The sequence below is a fragment of the Pseudomonas halotolerans genome (assembly GCF_039581215.1).
GTDB lineage: Bacteria > Pseudomonadota > Gammaproteobacteria > Pseudomonadales > Pseudomonadaceae > Aquipseudomonas > Aquipseudomonas tehranensis.
Genome location: NZ_JBCNTJ010000020.1, coordinates 87,774 through 110,331 on the forward strand (window position 1 = coordinate 87,774; position 22,558 = coordinate 110,331).

Genomic DNA, 22,558 nt, shown 5'->3' on the forward strand with positions numbered 1-22,558 from the left:
CATCCCCCGTTCGGGATACCTCTTGAAAGCAAATCAAGAAGCATTCTCATGGGGAGTTCCGGAATGCCACATCGCCCGACACAGAAGATTTTTCCTTTGAATGGTGCAATGCGCCGCGGCGTGTTCGCCACCCTGCTGGCTACCACACCGATGCTGCCGAACCTGTCCTGGGCTGAAGAGACGAGCGTCAGCCACGTGCGCCAGTACAGCATCGGCTCCGGCGATCTCGATCAGGTCCTGAATCGCTTTGCCAGCGAAGCGGGGATTCTGCTTTCGGTGGACGCTCAGCTCACTTCGGACAAACGCAGCTCCGGGTTGCAGGGGCGGTTCGATGTGGCTCGAGGTCTTGAGCAGGTGCTGGCGGGCAGTGGCTTGCAGGCTGTTTACGCCCAGGGCGGCTGGTCATTGCAAGCCGTCGCGCAAGATGGTCCGCTACAACTGGGCGTTACCAAGGTGAATGCCGCCGAGGCGCTGGAAAACGCCTGGGGGCCGGTCGCTGGCATCGTTGCCAAGCGCAGTGCAACCGGGAGCAAGACCGATGCGGCGCTGGTGGAAATTCCGCAAACCATCAACGTTGTCACCGCTGCCGAGATCAACTCACGCAGCGCGCAAAGTGTCACCGAAGCCTTGCGCTATACGCCGGGCATCACGGGTGGTGGTTTCTCCGACCGGGTGAAGATTTTCGATGAGCCGACCTCGCGCGGGTTCTCGCCTACACCGTTGTACCTCGATGGCCTGCATCTACCCTATGGCGGCGGCAGTACCGGTGGTGCGTTGCAGATCGAGCCGTACTCGCTGGAGCGAATCGAGGTGCTCAAAGGCCCGGCGTCGGTGCTGTATGGGCAAAATCAGCCTGGGGGTATCGTTAATCTGGTCAGCAAGCGCCCAACCGAAACGCCCCTGCATCAAATCAAATTCGAGGCCGGCAGCTACGACCATAAAAGCGCTGCCATCGACCTCGCAGGCCCGCTCGACGACGAGGGCAAGTTCCTCTATCGCCTCACCGCCCTGGCCAACGACAGCAATGACGAAATCGATTACGTCGAAGAGCGGCGTCAGTTCATCGCGCCCAGTTTTACCTGGCGACCGAGTGAAGACACCAGCCTGACAGTGTTCGCCCAATACCAGAAAGACAAAGGCGTGCCCGAGGCGCAGGGGCTGCCCGCAGTGGGCACACTGTTCGACAATCCCAACGGCAAGATTGACCGCGACCTGTTCCTCGGTGAGCCCGGCGTCAACGACTACCACCGTGAGCAGTACGCCTTCGGCTACGAGTTTTCCCACCGCCTGAACAACGTTTGGACCTTGAAGCAGAATGCGCGTTACGCACGCGTCAATGACCACTACACCGCGCCGCTGCATGGTTACCGGTTCGTCACCAACCCGATCACCGGGCAGAACGACCAGCGTTACCAAACCCGCTACGGCGTGGACTGGCAACAGGACAACAAAGTCTTCGGCGTGGATAACATCGCCCAGGCCGAATTCGACACCGGCCCATTCAGCCATACCGCAATCGTCGGCCTCGATTACTACCACTTCAATTCGAAGTTCGCCGGTCTGTACGACTACAACCCGCCGATCATCGACCTGTTCACGCCTACCTACGGCCAACCGCTGAATTTCGGCAACAACTATCGCTGGGACAACACCATCACCCAGACCGGTTTATACGCCCAGGATCAGATCAAGCTCGACCAGTGGATCTTTGTCCTCGGCGGTCGTTACGACTGGGCTGAGACCGACAACAAACAACCGCTCAGCGGCGCTCATACCAACAACAAGGATGAGAAATTCACCGGCCGCGGCGGCATTGTCTACCTGTTCGATAACGGCTTGGCACCCTTTGTCAGCTACTCGGAATCGTTCTTGCCACTCAATGGCACCAACGTCCAGGGCAAAGCGTTCGACCCTTCCACCGGCAAGCAGTACGAGGCGGGCGTGAAATACCAGCCACCGGGGCAGAACAGCTTCGTGCAAATTTCCGCTTATGAACTGGAACAGGAAAACATCCTGACCACCGACCTTAGCAACCCTGGGTTCAGCAACCAAAGCGGCGCCATTCGCTCCAAAGGCATCGAGCTCGAAGCCAAGGCAGAGCTGACCGAGGCACTGGACGTGATTGCTTCGGCATCGCGCAACGACATCAAGTACACCAAGGACAACGACGGCCGCAAAGGTCGCCACCCGGCGGGAAACCCGCCGCTGACCGTCGCGCTCTGGGTCAACTACACCTTGCTCGGGGATACACCCTTGTCGGGATTGGGCGCCGGTCTGGGTGCACGTTATGCCAGGGGCAGTTACGGCGATGACTACGAAGGCGCATTCCAAATTCCGTCCTACACCGTATATGACGCAAGCCTGACCTACGACCTGGGAACCTCCGCCTTTCGCCTCAAAGGCGTGAAACTGGCGCTGAACGTGAAAAACCTCACGGACAAGGAATACGTCGCCAGTTGCCGCAGCCAGTGGGATTGCTACTACGGCGATGGCCGGACTGTGGTGTCGAGCCTGACTTACGACTGGTAGGATGCTGAACCCTTGACCCTCAACCTTGAGCCTGAAGTCTCAAGCCCCCCAATCCTGTGGCGAGGGAGCTTGCTCCCACTGGGCAGCGAAGCCGCGTGCCTGTGGTGCACTTCATTGGCAGCAATTTCCGACGATTAAACTTTTCTCTCAAAAAATGCAGCCGCGTCCTGATCGCGGCTGCATCCCCCAACCCCCTCTCCCCAAATTCCGCAATCCGGAAGTTTCAAGCGACTCACTGCTGTTTGTCGGAGATGGTAGAGATCGGCCAAGAGTCCTAGAACGAAAAGAGGGCAGATTTATTTTTATATCACTGTCCGCTTTTGGCCGATCCTGTTGAAAAAATCGACCCTGGTTTCCACGGTAGAAAAGTACGCGCGTGAGATTGAAATCTTTACATTGAGCAGAGGATTCCGGCAGGCTCAGATTTCGCGTAGCCAAAATGGATCAGCGTGAAGTGCTATGGAGCCCGATGGCGCTGAAATCCCCGTATTTACTGGGTTTCAGGCACAAAAAAAGACGTCCGTGGACGTCTTTAGATGATGAAGTGGTGGAGCCGGGGGGATTTGAACCCGCATCCGGTCCTTGTAATGCGCAGCTTTCAGCGCCAATGCTGCCATTTTGCTGTCATTCCCAATGTGACATAGCAGGTCATTCGCGCGGCTCGACTTCCGCTCGACCGCTTCCATTGGTCGGTTGCCTTATGCCACTATCGATAGAATTAATAATCTGGCAGGGAAGTCGAGTGAAAATCCAAAGTTTAAAGGTTAAAAATTTTCGTACTATAAGAGGTGAGCAAACCTTGAACCTTACGGGTGGGCTCACCCTGGTAGGTCCAAATAACGCAGGAAAGACAAATGCGTTGATGGCGATCTATATGTTCTTCACTGGCTATGAGAACTTGCATAAATATGAGCATTCCACTGATTTTTCTTCTGGCGATAAATCTGTTAAGACAAGTTTAACTTGTCATTTTAGAGGAGACTCTTCTGGGAAAGATAAGGATATTTTTGAAAAGCTGGACAAGTTGCGAGTTCTGCTAGGTCACTATGATCCTAGCGATGAATTTTCCATTAATGTCTATTTTAATGGAAATAATCCAGTTTACCAAGTTTACCCAGGTCTAAAACGACCTGCGGGGAAATCCCCTCAATGCTCAATGGCTCAGAAAGCTTTCATTCAGGCTGTTTTAGATTCTTTCAAGTGTTATTACATTCCTTCTAAGAAATCTATTGATGAGCTATACGATGAGTTTGTTTCTCCATTTATCAGAATGGAAGTCGCTACGGCCCTCAGGCGCCATATACCAGAAATACAGCTAAGCGTCGCGGAGATCGCGACAAGCATGAATACAGTACTTAAGAACAATGGGCTTGGTCAGATTCAGGTAGCTTTCAAGATACCCAATGGCGCTATAACTGATCTAATTACCGGATTTGACTTGGCCGTAAAAGATCCGGAGAGCAGTTCTATCTATTCTAAGGGTATGGGCGTTCAGGCAGCTGTATTACTATCCTCTTTCAAATGGATTACTCAGCAACAAAGAAACGTAAATGTCGTCTGGCTAATTGAAGAGCCTGAAACGTACATGCATCCGCGTCTTGCGGAGAGAGCATCGAGAATATTGGATGATCTCGGCGAGATATCCACTCTAATTAAAACTACGCATGCGATAAACTTCGTCCCGACCAATATTAAATTGGTTCAGGGTGTTCGAAGAACGCAAGCTAATAAAGCTACTTCGATAATTCAGTACGCTTCGCACAGAGATGCTACTGAATCGATTAGGAAATCTTTGGGTGTGAAGTTTGCAGACTACTTTGCACTTTCCAAATATAATTTGTTTGTCGAGGGCGAGACTGATCGGGCCTATATTGACCACGTGTGGAGAGCTATGCAGCCTGAAATGCAAGAGGAGTATCCATACCTGTCGCGCACAAATTTGCTAATCAAAGACTTCACAGGTGTATCTGATTTGAAAGGTTTCCTGAAGTCAAATTTTGGATTGCTGGAAAAAGAGGTTTGTATCGTTTCGCTTTTTGATGGCGATAAAGCGGGAGTAGATGCCGTAAGGGAAATGGGGCATTACTGCGCAAATAAGGATTATAAGTTCAATTCCAATGTTGACTATGTATTGATCTCGGGAGGCCACCCAATCGAGGGGCTCTTTCCGCCTGACTGGATTATTGGTGCGTTTGAACATGAACCAGCTTGGTTTGAAGGTGGCGCCCCCATCGTTGATTCAGACGGAGGCTTGGTGGAGTTCAAAATTAGGGATGGCTCTAAAAAAACGTTCATGAAATACATCTTAGAGCTTTACGATGACGATCGTACCTACGATTCAAGTGAAGGTTTTTTTAAACTGTTCGAAAAAATCAATCGCGCTCTCGAGTTAAAGGCCGCGAAACTCAACCTCGCCTTATAGAAGCTTTCGGGCGTCAGGACTTTGATCTATATCGGTGAGTACCCATAGCGATTCGGCGCTTGTTCCCGCGCTTGAGTCGGCCGAAGGCATCCATCGTCCGTACACTCTTGCGATCATAGTCCAATCGGAATGCCCCATTTGCTTTGCCACCCACATCGGATGCTCGCCTGCGGCCAGCATCATCGAGGCATAAGTGTGCCGAGTCTGGTAAAGCCCTTCGCCTTCATGTGTTCATATAGAGTTTCGTAATCGCTTTCGTCTGCCCCGTGTAACTCTACTCGAACGGTAAAATTTGCCATGATCATTCCTTAAGTGCCGCCTCCGTTTGAGGCATATCAGAAATGATGCCTAAATGATGGCTTTTCAACCCGCAGCTATTAAAAAGCGTATCAGGATGTAAGCCACGATATGACCAGGAGTGAATCGCCGTAGGCGACACAGGTCATTGTCTATGCACTGTTCACGCCTATGTTGCTGCATCAGCAGCGCCAGGCATTTAAGAACCGACGTTCAGGAATTGTTTGAAAAATTCAGTGTATTTCGCGACTGCCCCCAACACGATTGCAATGACGGTAAACGCGGAAAATAGCGGGTGGCCTTTTACGATTTCCAGCATCGCAATCGGACGGACACCAAACTTGTCTGCCCAGGTAGCGTTTGTTTTTAGGCGTTTTTCATGTGTGCGCTCGAAGAAATTGGCAAACATGTCCAGCTTTCTGAGCGTTGATCTGTGCATCTTAAGATAATCACCACTGACGAATGCGTCAGCTTCCTGTTCGCCTGTCAGCGCGTCGACGTCCGATACATTGTTCAGCTCTGTCAGGCTCATTATTCGGCCTCTGCGGCCCTTGCTGTCCTCGTGTGGAGCATAGGACTTGCCATAGAGGCTAACTAGTACCCTAGCCAGATCTACTTTTTTGTCATGCTGAAGCTCAAAAGGCTGACCGCCCATGACGCGGTGTCGATGCTCAAGGGCGAAAAAGCCAAAATGCTCGTCTCGCATATTCCAGTGAATGAATCGGCAGTCTCTATGCTGCTCTAGAAAAGTAAAATAGCCATCAAGCATTGATTTTTCATGGCTATCCAGCTCATCCGACATCGTCGCAAGTGAACCCTTCAGCTCCGCTGATTTATGAAGCGACCAAGATTTTGTCTGTGCAGACTTTAGGTTTCTCACGGCGATGGACGTCACTCGTTTCGAAGCGCCGGTGGACCCCTCATAAAATGATTCGCATGAGTAATGCACGACGTATACACGGCTTGCGTCTTGGTAGAGCTCATCCACCAAGGCCCGGCTTCTAGCGCGATCCTTTACCCGGTCAATCTCCGAACTCATATTTTGCCCCAGTCGCTTCACGTGACGCTGTCATTAAGCTGGCATAACCGAGCCAAAACCACCCATTCAGGCACAAAAAAAGGCACTTGCGGTAAACGCTAAGTGCCTGATTTGTATAGCTTATTTGGTGGAGCCGGGGGGATTTGAACCCCCGTCCGCCAGTACTCCGCTGTCGGTACTACATGCTTAGCCGTGTCTATTAAGTTAACCCTCAGCGACCCGACGGGCAGGGTGCTTTGGGCGAGTTGTGTAAGTTTTAGCCGATTCGTCCACAACGTACTGCACGGCGATTCCGTTCTATATGACAATCACTTTGGGTTTACGGACATCCCCTGGTGATTGCTGGACCCGAAGGTACCAGAAGGGAAGGGCTAAGGCTGCTTACGCAGCGAGAGCGTATTCCCCGTAGGTTTCGTCATTGGCAACTATAGGAAGTTGCAACAGTGGATTTACGAGTTCTGTTACCAACTCGGCATGCACCTAAAGTTTCGCAACCGGCGTCGAATCCTAAACGGCCCCGAGCCTGTAGCTCCGTGAATCAGCTGGAGCGACAAGCCTGTGCAGTGTACGCCAATACGCAGCTGAGGCCAACCCGAAGGTTGGCCGGGCGCGAGCTTACTGCTGATCGCCTTTGTTGTTGTTCTGCATTTCCTGCAGAACCTGGGTGGTCAGCGAGATGCAGTTTTCGACGCCTTCCTTGGTGCCTTTGGCCTGCTCGGTCTTGGCTTTGGTCACTTTGGAGTCAAGCTCGGTCTTCAAGCTTTCGCTCATTTGTTGAGCAGTGGCCATATCGTTGTCAATTTTTTTCAGCTGGGTATCACAGAGGTTCGTGTCCGCTGCAAACACCGGAGAGGCCAACAGTGCCGCGGAAATGAACAAGCCAGCAAATGCGGTGCGCTTCATGTGTATCTCCTTGAACGTTTGGTCTCGGTGCTGGCGGACGGTCACGGCCAGGCCCGAGTCAATGAAGGGCCCGACGGCGTCGGGCCTATTCAAGTGACTACAGCGAAACGCAGGAATTCGATTTTTCTTCGGGTGCGATGGGGAGCCCTTCACCGTCGGCGGATTTGGGCCGGGTGACGCGGTCTACCAGATACACCAGGCCGTGGTAGTCGATTTCGCCATGGCGCGTCAGACCGATCTCGCAGGTGCGGCTGGTGGAAACGCCTTCGCTGCAATGTTGTACCGCGTCCTTGAGGGTTCGCAATGAGTGGGCGTTGAGTTCCGGTGTGGTGAACCCCTTGTCGCCGGCAAACCCACAGCAATGGATGCCTTCGGGGATCACGACTTGCTTGCTGCATTTGCGCGCCAGGTCGATCAGCGCCTGGCTCTCACCCAGGTGCTGGGTACTGCAAGTGACGTGTACGGCGATCGGTTCATCCTGGGGCGTGAATTCAAGGCGCTCCATCAAATGCGTACGAATGAAACGCACCGGATCGTACAGGTCCAGTCGAACATGCCCCAGGTCCTGGACCAGGCGCAACGTGCAAGGGCTGGTGTCGCAGTAAATCGGGTCAATCCCGCCGCGGCTGGCGTGGAGCAGGGCGCCGATCAGCTCCTGGCGCTTGTGCTCGGCCTGTTCCGCGTAGCCTTTGGAGGCGAAAGGCTGGCCGCAGCAGAGGCTGTCCACGTTGTCTGGGAAGACCACCTGATAGCCGGCTTTTTCCAGCAGTCGTTGGGTTTTTTCGTACAGCGACATCTGTTCTTTATCACCCGCCGCCGGAGCCATTGCCCGCGACACGCAGGCGGCCAGATAGACCACGCGCGGGCGGGCGTCGGACACGGCCGGGCTGAAGCGGATGGCTTTTTCCGGCTGAGGCATGGCGTTGTCCCACTGAGGCACCTGGCCCTTCGATAAGCGGGTCAGGCCGGCTGACAAGCGAGCCAAGCGTGGCGCGCCCAGCAGCATTCGGGCGCCGTTGGCGACGTGCAGGGTAAAGCGTGCCCCTTGCAGTGCAGTGGCGAAATGGCTTGCAAGCCAGTCGGCGGTTTTCGTACGTGTGGCGGTACGCGCGCGAAGCTTTTTCACCAGCTCGCCAGTGTTGATGCCGACCGGACAGCGTTGTGCGCATAAGCCGGTGGCGGCGCAGGTGTCGATGCCCTGATATTGATAGGCCGTTTCCAGTTCTGAAGTGTCGATGCCTGCGCGCTTTTTCGCCTGGATGTCGCGCCAGATCACGATGCGCTGGCGCGGGCTCAAGGTCAGGTCTTTGGACGGACAGACCGGCTCGCAGAAGCCGCATTCGATGCACTTGTCCACTATCTCGTCGGCCGCCGGCAGCGGCTTGAGGTGCTTGAGGTGGATTTGTGGGTCTTCGCTGAGCACCACGTCCGGGTTGAGGATGCCGTTAGGGTCGAGCAGGCGTTTGAGTTGCCACATCAACTGGTAGGCGTCGCTGCCCCACTCCAGCTCGACGAATGGCGCCATGTTGCGTCCGGTGCCGTGTTCGGCCTTCAGCGAACCGCCGAACTCCACCGCCACCAACTGCGCCACGTCATCCATGAACGCTTGATAGCGCGCAACTTCTTCGGCGTTGTTGAAGCCTTGGGTGAAGACAAAGTGCAGGTTGCCTTCCAGCGCGTGCCCGAAAAGAATCGCTTCGTCGTAGTGATGTTTGTCGAACAGCTCGATCAGGCGGTTCACGCCAATGGCCAGTTGTTCCACCGGAAAGGTCACGTCTTCGATGATCACCGTGGTTCCGGTTTTGCGGACCGCGCCCACTGCCGGAAAAGTGTCTTTGCGAATGGCCCAGAGTCGAGCGTTTTCTTGCGGGTCTTCGGTGAAGTCGACCTGTTTTTCCACAGGGAAACCGGCCAGCGATGCCATGATCCGGGCCAGTTGCTCTTGCAGCAAAGATGACGAGGCCGCGCGGGATTCGATCAGCAGGGCGCAGGCGTTTGTCGACAGATGTTGTACGAAATCTGGCATGCCCGGTTTGTCCTGCACCGAACGCAAGCTGCGCCGGTCCAGCAGCTCCACCGCCGATACCGGTTGGCTTTTCAACACCGTGACGGCATTGCAGCAGGTTTCCACGTCCGGGAAGACGATCAGCGCCGAGGCTTTGTTCGGGTGATCGATGACGGTGTTGTAGGTCACTGCGCTGATGAAGCCGAGGGTGCCTTCGGAACCCACCAACAGGTGGCTCAAGATATCCACAGGCTCGTCGTAATCCACCAAGGCATTGAGCGACAGGCCGGTGGTATTTTTCAGACGGTATTTGTGGCGAATTCGAGCCGCCAATTCGGTGTTGGCGCGGGTCTCGTGGCCAAGGGTTGCCAGACGTTCCAGCAGTTCGCCATGGCTTGTACGGAAGGCCGCCACGCTGGCGTCATCTTCTGTGTCCACACGGGTGCCGTCGGCCAGTACCAGGCGGATGCCGGCGAGGGTGTGATAGGTGTTTTGCGCTGTGCCGCAGCACATGCCGCTGGCATTGTTGGCGACGATGCCACCGATTTTGCAGGCGTTGATCGATGCCGGATCAGGCCCGATCTTGCGGCCGAACGGGGCCAGCCAGGCATTGGCCTGGGCGCCGATCACGCCGGGCTGCAAGCGAATCTGCAGGCCCTCTTGGCGAATCTCGCGAGCGTTCCAGTTATCCCCCAGCACAATCAGCACCGAGTCGCTGATGGCTTGGCCGGACAGGCTGGTGCCGGCCGCGCGGAACGTGACCGGAACCTGGTCGCGTTGGGCCAGTTGCAGCAGCGCCACCACTTCGTTTTCGGATTCGACGCGGATCACCAGTTTCGGAATCAGCCGATAGAAACTGGCATCGGTGCCGAAGGCCAGTGTCGACAGCGGGTCGTCGAAACGTCTTTTTGCCGGGATCAGTTGTTGCACATCGCGCAGGAACGGGGCCGGGAGGGTCATTGGTCCTCCAGAATCAATACCACCAGATCCTTCGGGCCATGGGCACCGTAGGCCAGCACTTGTTCGATGTCGGCCGTCTTGGAGGGACCCGACACCAGCAACGCGTTAGTAGGCATGCCTTGGGCCCAGGCAAATTCCTGCTGCACTTCATAAAAGTTATCGCGGATTTCGCTGGCCTTGAGCAACGCAAAATGCACTGGCGGAACCAGGCTCATCAGCCGCGGTTCTTCCCGCGTGGGCCAGAGAATCAGGCTGCCGGTCGCGGCAATGGCGCCCAGAGTCGCGGTCAGGCTGGCGGGGGTGTCGTTGAACAGCTCGGCTTTCCATTCCTCCACCGGGCGGTCGTAAGCCTTGAGGGTTGGCAGGTCGGGATTGTTCGCCCAGAACTGTGTGATTTTTTTCCCGTGAGGCGTCGCCGGAGCGATGAGCAGGCTTGGCAATTGACGGTCGCGCAGCAACTGAGCCAGCAGCGCCGGCCAGCCATCGCCGGACGTCAGGTGGATTTCAGTGTGCACCGCTTCCATCAGTTTGCGCAGTTGAGCGATGCGCTCCTCGGGGGCGTAGCGATAGGTTTGCGTCACCAGCTCGACATCGAAGTTGTCGGCCACTGGCGTGGTGCCGGTCAGGCTTTTACGCAGCTTGGCGAGGATGTTTTCCTTGGCGCTCATCGACGGTCTCCCTGCGGGTTCAGGTGTTCGCGGGCCAGGTCATGCAATGAGCGGGCGGCGGGTTTGGGGGCGCTGTGGTTTTGCGTCCAGGGGCCGACGTTAGCGGGCATCAGGGCGCGCAGGCGCGTGGCGAAGAAAGTAAACAGCCGATACAGGCGCGGCGAACTGTTGAGCCACGCCCAGGCGTTCCAGATGAAGCGCTCTTTGGGCGAATATTTACTGCCCTGGCCGCGCATCACCGGGTTCGGACTGTCCGGTGCCTTGACGTTTTCTTCGCGCAGGCGCCGCAACAGCGCCGGAATTGGAATCTTCACCGGGCATACTTCGCCGCAGGCACCGCACAGCGAAGAGGCGCTTGGGTGGTCCGGTACTTTGGCCAGGCCGACCATGTGCGGCGTGATGATTTTTCCGATAGGTCCCGGGTAAACCTCGCCGTAGGCATGGCCACCGATTCGGGTGTAGACCGGGCAATGATTCATGCAGGCGCCGCAACGAATGCAGTTCAGGGTCTGGCGCAGTTCGCTGTCGGCAAAGGCCTGGCTGCGGCCATTGTCCAGCAGCACCAAGTGCACTTCCTGAGGGCCGTCCAGTTCGTTGGCCTTGCGTGGGCCGGAGATCATGTTGACGTACGTGGTGATCGGCTGGCCGAGGGCTGAGCGGGTCAGCAGCGAGAGCAGCGGCACGACATCGCGCAGGTTCTCCACGACTTTTTCGATGCCAGTGACGGCGATGTGAACCGGCGGCACGGTGGTGGACATCCGCCCGTTGCCTTCGTTTTCCACCAGCAGCAGTGTGCCGGTTTCGGCCACGGCGAAGTTGACACCGGAGACGCCGATGTCAGCCTCGAAGAATTTCTGCCGCAAGACCTTGCGACCGATCTGAATGAGTTGGTCAACGTCCTTGGTGTACTCCACGCCAAGTTTGTCGTGGAACAAGGACGCGACCTGACCGGCGTTCTTGTGGATCGCCGGCATAATGATGTGTGAAGGCTTCTCGTGATCGAGCTGGACGATGTATTCCCCCATGTCGGACTCGAGACATTCGATGTCCCGACCCTCGAGGAAATGGTTCATCTCCATCTCTTCGCTGACCATCGATTTGCCCTTGATCACTTGCCGCGCCTCGTGAGCGCGGATGATCGAGAGGACGATGCCATTGGCTTCGTCCACCGTTTCCGCCCAGTGTACTTTCACACCGTTGCGGGTCAGGTTGGTTTCAAGCTGCTCGAGCAGGTCGGGCAACTTCGATAACGCACGAGCGCGGACGGCATTGCCCAGCACTCGCAGATGTTCTCTTTCGTGGGCATCGCTGAAGGACGCTGCCCGCTTGGTCATCAGTGAATCCATCGCTGTGCGAAAGTTATTTCGCAGTTGCGTGTCGTCCAGAGCCTTATGGGCTCTGGCGCGAAAATCTTCCTGCGCCGCAATCGGCACTTCAACGGTCGGAATCAGCGTTGGCGTGCTCATGCTGCACCTCCGGTACGCTGCCAGAGGAAGCTCGCCAGGTGCTGGCCGCGTAACGCCTCTTGCTGTTTCTCCAGTGCGCCGTTGATGTTCATCAGGCAGCCACAATCGGCGCTGACGACCTGGTGTGCGCCGGATTCCTTCAGCGCGCGAGTCTTGTCGGCCACCATCGCGCCGGAAATATCCGGCATGCGAACGCTGAACGTCCCACCAAACCCACAGCATTCACTTTCATGGCTGTGTTCGACTCGCTCCACGTTGTCCAGCTGCGCCAGCAAGGCACGGCCATGCAGGTGGGTGTTCATTTCCCGGCGTGCCGAGCAGGACGTGTGCAGCGCGATCTTCACCGGCTCGCCCCTGTCGTTCAACTGCACTTTGCAGACAAATAACAAGAACTCGGCCAACTCATAGGTCCGGGCCGCCAGGGCCTGGACCTGTTTGAGCGTATCGGGCTCGTCCTTGAACAGGTCGGCGTAATGCTCGCGCAGCATGCCAGCACAGGAGCCCGACGGCACCACCACCGGATAATCCCCGGCAAACAACGCCAATTGCGCCCGGGCTACCGTCCTGGCCTGCTCGGTGTAACCGGAGGTGTATGCCGGTTGCCCGCAACAGGTCTGCCCTTGCGGGTAGTCCACCTGGATCCCTTCGCGCTGCAAAAGATGAATCGCGTCCATCCCGGCCTCGGGATAGAACAGGTCCACCACGCAGGTTCCGAACAGGTAAACCCGTTCGGGCTTTTTGCTGGGGTATTGCCGAGGCTCGGGCAATGGCGGGGCGACACGGGTCGCATTCGGCACGGCGTTGTAAAAAAGCTCGCTCATCAGGCGTGTCTCCGGGTGGTCCCGGTTATCCGTCCGCTGAGGCTGCTGAATATAGATAAGGAATCTTTCAGCAGCCTTGCAGACCCGGTTATCAATAGCAGACGCGGAATCGTGGTTCGGCGTCGGTTTTTTTCGGTGTTAGCTGTAGTACTTAATGCACCAGCATGCCCGTGAGCCAATAGGCCTGGGCCAAAGTGATCAAGCCTACGATCGTTGCAAAGAATAGGCTGTGTTTCAGGGTGAAGCGGAACAGATCCGACTCCTTGCCCACCAGGCCGGTCGCAGCGCAGGCCACGGCAATGGACTGGGGTGAAATCATCTTGCCGGTCACGCCGCCGCTGGTGTTGGCGGCTACCAGCAATGTGTCGTTGACGCCGATCTGGTGCGCGGTGGTGGCTTGCAGCGAGCCGAACAGGGCGTTGGACGAGGTATCGGAGCCGGTCAGGAATACTCCCAGCCAGCCCAGGAATGGCGAGAAGAACGGGAACGCCGCCCCGGTGCCGGCCAACACCAGGGCCATGGTGGACGACATGCCCGAGAAGTTGGTGACGAAGGCGAACGCCAGCACCATACCAATGGACAGGATAGGCCACCGCAGCTCGTAGAAGGTTTCTTTTAAAGTGGTAAGACCAGTTCTAAGGTTGATCTTCAGCACCAGCATCGAGATCAATGCCGAAAAGAAAATCGCTGTGCCGGTGGCGGAAATCGGATCAAGTTTGAAGATCGCCGGGATGGCCGTCGGATTGGTCACGATCGGCGCGACCTTGATCACCATCTGATCCAGGTGCGGGATGGCGAAATTGAACACCCAGCCGTACATCGATCCGCCTGGGGCGAACATGGCCTTGAACGGTTTGAGCGTCCAGATCGTCACCAGCACGGTGAGGATCAGGAACGGTGACCAGGCCTTGAGGATTTCTCCCAGGCTATAAGGGGACGCCACGGTGCTTCGCGGCTGGCCGAAACCGCCGACGCTGGCGGTAATGGCTGCGCTGGAGGTGGCGCCGGCAATCTGCGCGCCGGCAGTGCGTTTTGGCTGCCAGACTTTCAGGAACAGAGTCAGGGAAACCAGACTGGCCAGGGCCGAGGTGATGTCCGGCAGTTCCGGGCCGATGAAGTTGGAGGTGAAGTATTGGGTGATGGCGAAGCTCAAGCCTGCCACCAGCGCTGCCGGCCAGGTTTCCCGTACGCCGCGCACACCGTCCATCATGAACACCAGCCAGAACGGCACGAACAGCGACAACAATGGCAACTGACGGCCCGTCATGGCGCCGATCTTGAACGCGTCGATCCCGGTGACCTGACCGGCCACGATAATCGGAATGCCCAGGGCGCCGAAGGCCACGGGGGCGGTGTTGGCGATCAGGCACAGGCCGGCGGCGTACAGGGGATTGAAGCCCAGGCCGACCAACAGTGCTGCAGTAATCGCCACCGGCGCGCCGAAGCCGGCGGCACCTTCTAGAAATGCACCGAAGCAAAAGCCGATCAACAGCACCTGAAGACGCTGGTCATCGGTGATCGACAGCACCGAGCTGCGGATCACTTCGAACTGGCCGCTCTTGACGGTCAGTTTGTAGAGAAATACCGCCGCAACGATGATCCAGGCGATAGGCCACAGGCCATAGGCAAAACCATAACCGGCAGCAGCGAACGCCATGTCCGCCGGCATTTGAAACGCGAAGATCGCCACGGCGATCGCCAGGGCCAGAGTGATGCTGCCGGCCACATGTCCCTTGAGGCGAAACACCGCCAGGGCCAGGAAGAAAAATACGATGGGAATGACGGCCGCAAGTGCGGACAAGCCGAGGCTGCCGAGCGGGCTGTAGAGCTGTTGCCAGGTTTGCATAGTGGGTGGGCCCCTAATTGTTGTTGGTCAGGCACTGGTCAGCGATTTTGGATAATTGGTAAGACCAATTTACAAGCGCTGTCGGCTAGGGTAAAAGCCTTGGTTGTCGCATGTCAATTTGCCGCTCTGAAACTTTCGTCGAATGAGGGCGATCATTGAGATCTGATCCGTGGGTATAGGTGGCTTCTGGAGGGTGTCGGCGGGGCGCGGATAGGCCAGAATAGAGAGCCCGGCGAGCCGTCGGGATCGTGGAGAGTCGAGTTATGGGGTTTGATCAGATTCGTCAGCGCCGTTTGTCTGACGATATTGTCGAGCGGCTTGAAGGAATGATCCTTGAAGGCACGCTGAAATCCGGCGAACGCCTGCCTGCCGAGCGTGCCTTGGCTGAGCAGTTCGGCGTGTCACGCCCTTCGTTGCGCGAAGCGATTCAGAAACTGGCGGCCAAGGGTTTGCTGGTCAGTCGCCAGGGTGGTGGCAACTATGTGGTGGAGTCGCTGGGCTCAACCTTCAGTGACCCACTGTTGCAGTTGTTGGAAAGCAATCCTGAAGCGCAACGTGATTTGCTGGAGTTTCGCCATACCCTGGAAGCTTCCTGCGCTTACTACGCGGCACAGCGGGCCACGGACGTGGATCGCGAGCGGCTGACGGCGGCGTTCGAGGAGCTTCAGGATTGCTATTCACGCCATGAAAATGTGAGCCGGGCAGAGGAGGGCGCGGCCGATGCGCGGTTTCACCTGGCCATTGCCGAGGCGAGTCACAATGCAGTGTTGCTGCATACGATTCGGGGTCTGTTCGACCTGCTCAAACGCAACGTCGTCACCAACATTGGCGGCATGTACAAGCAGCGCAGCGAAACCCGAGACATGCTCATCAGCCAGCATCGGGAGCTGTACCAGGCCATTATGGGCGGGCACGCCGAGCAGGCCCGGGAAGTCTCCAGCCGGCATATTCTGTATGTGCAGGAGGTGTTGGAAGAGGTACGTCAGGAAGTGCAGCGGGTGGCGCGGGCGGAGCGGCGCAAGGGGATGTAGCGCTCGGACCCTGTGGGAGCGAGCTTGCTCGCGAAAGCGGCCTGTCTGACACATCAATGCTGGATGTGTCGCCGTCATCGCGAGCAAGCTCGCTCCCACAATGGTCTTAAGGCGAAAGAATCAGTCTTCCTTGCCCTTGTTACGCACCGCGCGTTGCAGCTCGCGACCGGCGTCGCGTTCGCGCTCGGTATCACGCTTGTCGTATTCCTTCTTGCCTTTGCCCAGCGCAATTTCGCATTTGATCAAATGCTTGCTCCAGTACAACGACGTGCAGACGCAGGCGTAGCCTTTTTGCTGCACGGACGCGAAGAGCTTTTCCAGCTCGCGCTTGTTGAGCAGCAGCTTGCGCGAGCGTGTCGGATCGGCGATGACGTGGGTGCTGGCGGTGGTCAGGGGCGTGATATGGCTGCCCAGCAGCCAGGCCTCGCCGTCCTTGAGCAGCACATAACTGTCGACCAGTTGCGCCTTGCCTGCACGCAAGCTCTTTACTTCCCAGCCGGCCAGGACCATGCCAGCCTCGAAACGCTGTTCGATGAAGTAGTCGTGTCGCGCTTTTTTATTTTGCGCGATGGTCCCTGTGGGGTGTTTCTTCTGTTTAGCCATAGGGGCGGCATTATAGGCAGTTGCGGGCGTGTCGGCTACGGTGAAGCTGCGTGCTTGAGCAGGTTGAATGAATCCCGGACAATGCGGCCTCTTTTTCGAACGCTTGGGCGTGATCACGATGTCGACAGACAAGGTTTCTGTCCACGGCAGTTGGGCTAGCCGCTGGGTCTTCATATTCGCCGCAACCGGTTCGGCCGTGGGGCTGGGCAGTATCTGGAAATTTCCCTACATGGTCGGCGTCTATGGTGGCGGTGCCTTTGTATTGATGTTTCTGGCGTGCATCGCGCTCATCGGTGCGCCGGTGATGCTGGCCGAAACCCTCATCGGTCGTCGCGCCCGGCAAAGCCCGGCCAATGCCTTGAAGGTGCTGGCACTGGAGGCGGGGCACTCGGCCAAGTGGTCGTGGGGGGCGTTTGCCGGGATGATCACGGCGCTGCTGATCCTGTCTTTCTACAGTGTGGTTGGCGGCTGGTCGCTGGACTACATCATCGACATGGGGCGTGGGGACTTTCAGGGGGTGACACCCGATCAGGTCGGCGCCTACTTCGGCGATGTGATCTCCGATCCCTGGCGGCTGACACTTTGGCATACGATTTTCATGCTGCTTTCTGCGGTGGTGATTGCCCGTGGGGTGGTTGCGGGGCTTGAGCGCAGCCTGCGAATCATGATGCCGCTGCTGTTCGTGATGATCCTGGTATTGCTGGGCTACAGCATGACCACCGGGCACTTCATGGAAGGCGTTCACTTCATGTTCGATTTCCAGCCGGAGAAAGTTCTGGATGGCCTGCTGCCGGCCATGGGGCATGCGTTTTTCTCCCTGAGCGTGGGGGTGGGCTCGATCATGATCTATGGCGCCTACATGCCCAAGAGCGCCTCGCTGACGAGGACCGTCGTAGGTGTCGCGCTGCTGGATACCTTTGTATCGTTGCTGGCCGGGCTGGCCTTGTTTCCGATTGTCTTCGCCGCCGGCCTGAACCCCAGCGAAGGGCCGGGGCTGATGTTTGTCAGCCTGCCATTCGCCTTCGGCAACATGGCGTTTGGTCAATTCATGGGCGTGGTGTTTTTTCTCCTGGTGGCCATTGCGGCCTGGAGTTCGGCCATTTCCCTGCTGGAGCCCATGGTCGCTTATCTGGTGGAGCGGACCCGGCTCAGTCGCGCCTGGGTGACGTTCTGGCTGGCCTTTACCTGTTGGTTCGTTGGCCTGGGGACGGTGTTTTCCTTCAATATATGGAAACAAGCGAAGTTTTTCGTGAACGAAGGCGGGCTGTTCCATCTCTACCAGTGGGGAGCAACCGGAGGGCTGGATTTCTTCGGCGTGATTGATTTCTTCACATCACGGATCATGCTGCCGCTGGGTGGTTTGTGTTTCGTGGTGTTTGCAGGATGGGTCATGGGGCGTGAGGCGGTGCGTGATGAATTGTCGTTGCGCAGCCCTGTATTGTTTACCTTGAGCCTGTTCTTGATGCGCTATGTGGCGCCCATCGGCATTCTCGTAGTGTTTGCCGCCCAGCTGTGGAAGTGACGCTTACATGACGACACATATTCAACGCTCGGCCTTGCTGCCCTATCCGGCGCAGGCGTTGTACGACCTGGTCAACGATGTCGCAAGTTACCCGCAATTTTTGCCTTGGTGCTCGTCCGCCGAAGTGCTCGAAAGCTCTGAAACCCATATGCGCGCCAGCCTCAATGTCGCCAAGGGTGGATTGAGCCAGCACTTTGTCACGCGCAACACCCTGGTGCCGGGACAGTCCATTGAAATGAACCTGGAAGAGGGGCCATTCAATCAGCTCCACGGCGTCTGGGTGTTCAAGGCGCTGGGAGAGAAGGCCTGCAAGATCAGCCTGGATCTGTCGTTCGACTACGCTGGCCCGCTGGTGCGAGCCACGCTGGGGCCGCTGTTCAATCAGGCGGCCAATACCCTGGTCGACGCGTTCTGCCAGCGCGCCAAGCAAAACGCCGAGCTTGCGCGTTGATTGAGTTGGAAGTGGTGTATGCCGGCGTCGAACGTCAGGTCTTGCGCGTATTTTCCGTGCCGGAAGGCACCAGTGTTCGGGCGGCGTTAGCGGCGTCTGGCATTGCCGTTGAGTTTCCGGAGCTGGATCTGGTCACTTGCCCGGTGGGGATTTTTGGCAAGGTGGTGGCCGATCCGGATCGCCAGGTGGTGCGGGCGGCTGATCGACTTGAAATTTATCGACCGTTATTGGCAGATCCAAAAGAGATTCGGCGGCTGCGCGCTGCCAAGGCCGCTCAGGCGCGCCAAGCTGATCAATAGCGCTGAACTACAGGCAATAAAAAACCCGGCAAGCCGGGTTTTTTATTGAGCAATTTATTGCGGCGAGGTATCCAGTGGTTCTGGCGTCGGGACCGGTACGGTCTCGACGTTGTCCACGTCCTTCTGGATCTGGTCGAGCAACGAGCCTGGCTTGACCGGTTTTTCCGGTTTCGGCTGTTCGGCGTTCTGGGTGGGGTCGGTCACCGTAGTGCCGCTGTCCTGGCCCATAATGGCTTCGTCGCGGCTCACACCGGGCATGAAGTCGCCCGACAGGCTGACAAGCTGGTCATTGGCGTTGAAGATAACGCTGATGCGTTCCTGTTGGCGTTCACCACCACCTGGTTGCAGGCTGTACAAATAATCCCAGCGATCGGCATGGAACGTGTCGGTCAGCAGAGGGTTACCCATGATAAACCGTACTTGCCGACGGGTCATTCCCGGGCGTAACTGGTCTATCATGTCCTGCGTGACGACATTGCCCTGCTGGATGTCGATTTTGTAAACCCCGGGGAATGAACAACCGGCGAGTGCGAGCAGTCCCACAAAGGTGAAACTGGTTAGCAAGAGCTTGGTGTTTTGCATCGGTGGGCGACTTCCACTATCTTGGCTGGGACAACGTAAACGCCGATCATACCCGCATTAAGAGAAGCTGCGAAGCAGCATCGCGAGAAAGCTGACCATGGTTGAAAATAGCGAACTACGCAAAGCCGGCCTCAAAGTGACCCTGCCACGGGTCAAAATTCTACAAATGCTCGATTCCGCCGAGCAGCGCCACATGAGTGCCGAGGATGTCTACAAGGCACTTATGGAAGCTGGCGAGGACGTCGGTCTGGCCACGGTTTACCGTGTCCTGACCCAGTTCGAAGCGGCGGGGCTTGTGGCTCGTCACAATTTCGATGGCGGTCATGCGGTCTTTGAATTGGCTGACGGGGAACATCACGATCACATGGTGAACGTGGAAACCCGTGAGGTCATCGAATTCATTAGCCCGGAAATCGAAGCGCTGCAAAAGGAAATCGCTGAAAGGCATGGTTTCGAGCTGATCGATCACCATCTCGTCTTGCATGTGCGCGAGAAGAAGTAAGCACGTCGCGTGAGCCCAAAGCTCTCAAAACGAAAGAAGGCGACCCTCCGGGGTCGCCTTCTTGCTTTACGGCTTTTGTCAGGCTTTTGCCGCGACGACCATTTTCTTCGCGTGGGCCAGGGATTCTTTGGTGAGATCAATCCCCCCCAGCATCCGTGCCACTTCTTCAACTCGCTCGTTCTTGTTCAGCTTGGACACAGCGGTGCGAGTGGCGTCTTCGTCACGCACCTTGTGCACAAATAAATGCTGGTGTCCTTGGGCTGCGACCTGGGGCAGGTGAGTCACTGTCAGCACCTGGCCGCGCTCCCCGAGTCGACGTAGCAACTGGCCGACAATTTCCGCCGTAGGGCCACCAATGCCCACGTCCACTTCGTCGAATACCAGCGTCGGCACGCGAGAGGTCTGTGCGGTGATGACCTGGATGGCCAGGCTGATTCGTGACAACTCGCCGCCGGAGGCGACTTTGGCCAGGGCCTTGAGCGGTTGCCCGGGGTTGGCGCTGACCAGCAACTCCACCTGCTCCAGCCCGTTGGGTTGAAGCTCGTCCCCCGTGTTGGGGTGCAGCTCGATGGTGAAGCGCCCGCCGGGCATGCCCAGGCGCTGGATCTCCTGCTCAACGGCACCGGCCAGCCCGGTCGCGGCCTGCTGGCGCAGTTCACTGAGCTCCCTGGCTTTCTCCTGATAATGACGGGCATAGGACGCCAGTTCGTCTCCCAGGCGCTCAATGGATTCGTCGTTAGCGTTCAGGGTTTCCAGCTCTTCAAGCAGGCGTTGCTGCAGTTCGGCGACATCGGTTGGCTGGACGCGGTGCTTGCGCGCCAGCGTATAGATAGTGTCCAGGCGTTCTTCCAGATATTGCAGGCGCGCCGGGTCGGCGTCGAAATGATCCAGAAACCGGTTGAGTTCGCCGACGGCCTCCTCGACCTGAATCTGTGCACTCGTCAGCAGATTGGTCGCTTCGCTCAGGGCGCCTACCGAATTGTTGACGCTGGACAGCCGGTTCAGGCTGGTGGTCAGTGCATTGAGCACGTTACCCGAGTCGCTTTCGCTGCATTGCTCGACCACTTGCCGACAAATGCCCAGCAGGGTTTCGGCATTGGTGAGGTTCTTGTGTTCCTGCTCCAGTTCCGCCAGCTCGTTTTCACCCAAGGCCAGGTTCTCCAGCTCTTCGAGCTGATAACTCAGCAACTGGTGGCGGGCACGTTGTTCGTCACCGGAGTTGGAGAGTCGATCCAGTTCCTGGCGGGTCTGGCGCCATCGCTGGGCGGCCAGTTGAACCTGGCGGGCCAGGTCGGTGGCGCCGGCGTATTCATCGAGCAGGCGGCGATGGGTCTCGGTCTTGAGCAGGGACTGGTGTTCATGTTGGCTGTGGATGTCGATCAGCAGCTCGCCCAGGGCCTTGAGGTCGCCGAGGGGGCAGGGCGTACCGTTGATGTAACCCCGGGAGCGACCTTCGGCGGTGATGACGCGGCGCAATATGCACAGGCCGTCGGTGTCCAGGTCGCGCTCAGCCAGCCAGGTGCTTGCCTCAGGGATGTCGACCAGGTCGAAGGTGGCCAGGATGTCGGCCTTGTCCGCCCCGGGGCGTACCACGCCGCTGTCGGCGCGATCGCCCAGCGTCAGGCCCAAGGCGTCGAGCATGATCGATTTGCCGGCACCGGTTTCACCGGTGATCACGCTCATGCCCCGATCGAGTTCGAGGTCGAGGTGTTCGACGATGGCGTAGTTGTGTACGGACAGGTGCACCAGCATAAAGGCCGCTCCCAGGCTTAGGTCTGGTTATTTATACAGTGTTTTGTTTCGGGCTGACAATGCCTTCGCTTAGCTCGATTTGCTTGGGCGAATGACTTTTTTAGCACTGAGAGGAATGGATATGCAGGGGGTTTTTGTAAGGTTAATTCGTCGGACCGCCCTTGAAGCTGGAAAACACGGCCCCATATACCGGGGCAGAAGCGCGAGTTGAGCTCGCGGACGAAGTTGAAAGGAGAAATCTATGGCTGACGAACAGACGCAGGACACGCAAAATCTAGACGCCAATCAGGCTCCCCAGGATTCGGGTGACGACCTGGCGGCACGTGTACAAGTGCTCGAAGAGCAACTGGCCGGTGCGCAGGATCAGGCGTTGCGTGTAGCCGCCGACCTGCAGAATGTCCGCCGTCGCGCTGAGCAAGATGTTGAAAAAGCTCATAAATTCGCCCTGGAGCGGTTCGCAGGCGACCTGTTGCCCATCATCGACAGTCTGGAGCGCGGCCTGGAGCTGTCCAATCCGGACGACGAAAACATTCGTCCGATGCGTGAAGGCATTGAGCTGACCTTGAAAATGTTCCAGGACACGCTCAAGCGCTATCAGCTTGAAGCCATTGATCCGCATGGCGAGCCCTTCAATGCCGAGCACCATCAGGCCATGGCGATGCAGGAAAGTGCAGACGTCGAGCCCAACAGCGTATTGAAGGTTTTCCAGAAGGGCTACCTGCTCAACGGTCGCTTGCTGCGCCCGGCCATGGTTGTGGTCAGCAAGGCACCAGCACCGGTTTCGCCTTCTATTGATGAGCAGGCTTGAAATTCCGCGCAGCGGCCCCATTTAGAAGTCAAGCGTTTAAGTGCTACCGCAG

At 57.3% G+C, this 22,558-nt stretch carries 18 protein-coding genes, 1 other RNA gene and 1 pseudogene; 8 read left to right on the plus strand and 12 right to left on the minus strand.

Going from position 1 to position 22,558, the window contains the following annotated elements; genetic code table 11:
• Positions 1-63: 63 nt before the first annotated feature.
• Together AAIS01_RS22925 and AAIS01_RS22930 are read left to right on the plus strand one after the other, a co-directional pair.
• Positions 64-2,529 carry a TonB-dependent siderophore receptor gene (locus tag AAIS01_RS22925; RefSeq protein ID WP_343470846.1) on the plus strand — a complete coding sequence of 822 codons (2,466 nt, stop codon included), beginning with the start codon at positions 64-66 and terminating at the stop codon, positions 2,527-2,529.
• Positions 2,530-2,968: 439 nt separating this feature from the next.
• Positions 2,969-4,951 (plus strand): ATP-dependent nuclease, encoded by a 1,983-nt coding sequence (locus AAIS01_RS22930; protein WP_343470847.1) that lies wholly within the window; start codon positions 2,969-2,971, stop codon positions 4,949-4,951.
• Here the strand turns inward: AAIS01_RS22930 and AAIS01_RS22935 are convergent.
• The 9 genes and pseudogenes from AAIS01_RS22935 to AAIS01_RS22975 all read right to left on the minus strand — a co-directional run.
• A pseudogene (locus AAIS01_RS22935) lies at positions 4,946-5,161 on the minus strand (site-specific integrase); the annotation flags it as partial. The gene AAIS01_RS22930 and the pseudogene AAIS01_RS22935 sit on opposite strands and share 6 nt — an antisense overlap.
• Before the next feature lie 286 nt (positions 5,162-5,447).
• Positions 5,448-6,287 (minus strand): hypothetical protein, encoded by an 840-nt coding sequence (locus AAIS01_RS22940; RefSeq protein ID WP_343470848.1) that lies wholly within the window; start codon positions 6,285-6,287, stop codon positions 5,448-5,450.
• Between the two features lie 125 nt (positions 6,288-6,412).
• Positions 6,413-6,806: a transfer-messenger RNA gene (gene ssrA / locus AAIS01_RS22945) on the minus strand.
• 96 nt (positions 6,807-6,902) lie between these two features.
• A complete protein-coding gene (locus AAIS01_RS22950) occupies positions 6,903-7,190 on the minus strand; it encodes a hypothetical protein (RefSeq protein ID WP_343470849.1) in 288 nt (95 codons plus the stop codon).
• Between the two features lie 97 nt (positions 7,191-7,287).
• Positions 7,288-10,155 carry an FAD-binding and (Fe-S)-binding domain-containing protein gene (locus AAIS01_RS22955; protein ID WP_343470850.1) on the minus strand — a complete coding sequence of 956 codons (2,868 nt, stop codon included), beginning with the start codon at positions 10,153-10,155 and terminating at the stop codon, positions 7,288-7,290.
• The gene (locus tag AAIS01_RS22960) at positions 10,152-10,823 is read right to left on the minus strand and encodes a LutC/YkgG family protein (RefSeq protein WP_343470851.1); all 672 of its coding nucleotides are present in this window, start codon (positions 10,821-10,823) and stop codon (positions 10,152-10,154) included. The genes AAIS01_RS22955 and AAIS01_RS22960 overlap by 4 nt, the downstream gene beginning before the upstream one ends.
• Positions 10,820-12,289, minus strand: a complete 1,470-nt coding sequence (locus AAIS01_RS22965) for a LutB/LldF family L-lactate oxidation iron-sulfur protein (RefSeq protein ID WP_343470852.1) — start codon at positions 12,287-12,289, stop codon at positions 10,820-10,822. The genes AAIS01_RS22960 and AAIS01_RS22965 overlap by 4 nt, the downstream gene beginning before the upstream one ends.
• Positions 12,286-13,110 (minus strand): (Fe-S)-binding protein, encoded by an 825-nt coding sequence (locus tag AAIS01_RS22970; protein ID WP_343470853.1) that lies wholly within the window; start codon positions 13,108-13,110, stop codon positions 12,286-12,288. Before AAIS01_RS22970 ends, AAIS01_RS22965 begins: the two co-directional genes overlap by 4 nt.
• A 151-nt stretch (positions 13,111-13,261) precedes the next feature.
• Positions 13,262-14,956 carry a lactate permease LctP family transporter gene (locus AAIS01_RS22975; protein ID WP_343470854.1) on the minus strand — a complete coding sequence of 565 codons (1,695 nt, stop codon included), beginning with the start codon at positions 14,954-14,956 and terminating at the stop codon, positions 13,262-13,264.
• Between the two features lie 263 nt (positions 14,957-15,219).
• Between AAIS01_RS22975 and AAIS01_RS22980 the strand changes: the two genes are divergently transcribed.
• The gene (locus tag AAIS01_RS22980; RefSeq protein ID WP_092394318.1) at positions 15,220-15,987 is read left to right on the plus strand and encodes an FCD domain-containing protein; all 768 of its coding nucleotides are present in this window, start codon (positions 15,220-15,222) and stop codon (positions 15,985-15,987) included.
• Positions 15,988-16,107: 120 nt separating this feature from the next.
• Here the strand turns inward: AAIS01_RS22980 and smpB are convergent, their stop codons facing one another.
• A complete protein-coding gene (gene smpB, locus AAIS01_RS22985) occupies positions 16,108-16,590 on the minus strand; it encodes an SsrA-binding protein SmpB (RefSeq protein WP_047229073.1) in 483 nt (160 codons plus the stop codon).
• A gap of 118 nt (positions 16,591-16,708) precedes the next feature.
• Here smpB and AAIS01_RS22990 point away from each other — a divergent pair, with 118 nt between their 5' ends.
• From AAIS01_RS22990 to AAIS01_RS23000, 3 genes are read left to right on the plus strand one after another with little or no spacing between them, the layout of a single operon-like run.
• Positions 16,709-18,112 (plus strand): sodium-dependent transporter, encoded by a 1,404-nt coding sequence (locus AAIS01_RS22990; protein WP_343470860.1) that lies wholly within the window; start codon positions 16,709-16,711, stop codon positions 18,110-18,112.
• Positions 18,113-18,119: 7 nt separating this feature from the next.
• Positions 18,120-18,563: a type II toxin-antitoxin system RatA family toxin gene (locus AAIS01_RS22995; RefSeq protein ID WP_092394314.1), complete on the plus strand. Its 444-nt coding sequence runs from the start codon at positions 18,120-18,122 to the stop codon at positions 18,561-18,563.
• Positions 18,560-18,862, plus strand: coding sequence for an RnfH family protein (locus AAIS01_RS23000; RefSeq protein WP_343470855.1), 303 nt, complete (start codon positions 18,560-18,562; stop codon positions 18,860-18,862). Before AAIS01_RS22995 ends, AAIS01_RS23000 begins: the two co-directional genes overlap by 4 nt.
• 54 nt (positions 18,863-18,916) lie before the next feature.
• Here AAIS01_RS23000 and AAIS01_RS23005 read toward each other — a convergent pair whose 3' ends face one another.
• Positions 18,917-19,444 carry an outer membrane protein assembly factor BamE gene (locus tag AAIS01_RS23005; protein ID WP_047229070.1) on the minus strand — a complete coding sequence of 176 codons (528 nt, stop codon included), beginning with the start codon at positions 19,442-19,444 and terminating at the stop codon, positions 18,917-18,919.
• Between the two features lie 97 nt (positions 19,445-19,541).
• Here AAIS01_RS23005 and fur point away from each other — a divergent pair, with 97 nt between their 5' ends.
• Entirely contained in the window at positions 19,542-19,946 is a 405-nt protein-coding gene (gene fur, locus AAIS01_RS23010) for a ferric iron uptake transcriptional regulator (protein WP_092394305.1), read from the plus strand.
• A gap of 78 nt (positions 19,947-20,024) precedes the next feature.
• On the opposite strand, the gene recN is transcribed toward fur, so the two are convergent.
• Positions 20,025-21,698 (minus strand): DNA repair protein RecN, encoded by a 1,674-nt coding sequence (gene recN / locus AAIS01_RS23015; RefSeq protein ID WP_343470856.1) that lies wholly within the window; start codon positions 21,696-21,698, stop codon positions 20,025-20,027.
• Between the two features lie 241 nt (positions 21,699-21,939).
• Here recN and grpE point away from each other — a divergent pair, with 241 nt between their 5' ends.
• Positions 21,940-22,506 carry a nucleotide exchange factor GrpE gene (gene grpE, locus AAIS01_RS23020; RefSeq protein WP_092394299.1) on the plus strand — a complete coding sequence of 189 codons (567 nt, stop codon included), beginning with the start codon at positions 21,940-21,942 and terminating at the stop codon, positions 22,504-22,506.
• Positions 22,507-22,558: the final 52 nt, after the last annotated feature.